The organism is Paenibacillus marchantiophytorum, assembly GCF_014640555.1.
GTDB classification, from domain to species: domain Bacteria; phylum Bacillota; class Bacilli; order Paenibacillales; family NBRC-103111; genus Paenibacillus_E; species Paenibacillus_E marchantiophytorum.
This window is the reverse complement of the sequence record NZ_BMHE01000147.1, coordinates 1-661: the sequence shown is the minus strand read 5'-3', so window position 1 is coordinate 661 and position 661 is coordinate 1. Positions and strand designations below refer to the sequence as shown.

Below are 661 nucleotides of genomic sequence, written 5' to 3'. Positions count from 1 at the left end.
TTTGAAAGAGCAATCTTTCAAAAGCAGTTGACAACCAACATCGCTTTGCGAATGTAACGGTTGCAACCTTGTTCCTTGAAAACTAGATAACGAAACAGTTGCAATTTACCTTTGCGAAGCTTAGGTCAATTGTCAACAAAAAACGTAAAGTAAGAACTTAGGTTGTATGCTTTTTAGGAAGCATACAAAAATCTTTAAAGTTTTTTCTAGGTTAAGCTAGAAAGAGCACACGGAGGATGCCTAGGCACTAGGAGCCGAAGAAGGACGTGGCGAACGACGAAATGCCTCGGGGAGCCGTAAGCAGGCTTTGATCCGGGGATGTCCGAATGGGGGAACCCAGCTGTGGTAATGCGCAGTTACTCTAAAGTAAATACATAGCTTTAGTAGAGGCATACCCAGGGAACTGAAACATCTAAGTACCTGGAGGAAAAGAAAACAAAAGTGATTCCGTCAGTAGCGGCGAGCGAAAGCGGAATAGCCCAAACCAAGGAGCTTGCTCCTTGGGGTTGTAGGACCTCGACATGGGGTTAGTTCGATAGGCGAAGTGATCTGGAAAGGTCCGGCATAGAAGGTAAAAGCCCTGTAGCCCAAATCGAACGAATCTCCTAGAGGTATCCTGAGTACGGCGGGTCACGTGAAACCCCGTCGGAATCCGGCAGGA

General features: G+C 46.6%; 1 rRNA gene. It reads left to right on the top strand.

Annotated elements, in window-relative coordinates:
* Nucleotides 1–209: 209 nt before the first annotated feature.
* A 23S ribosomal RNA gene (locus IEY34_RS36385) occupies nucleotides 210–661 on the top strand; the annotation flags it as partial.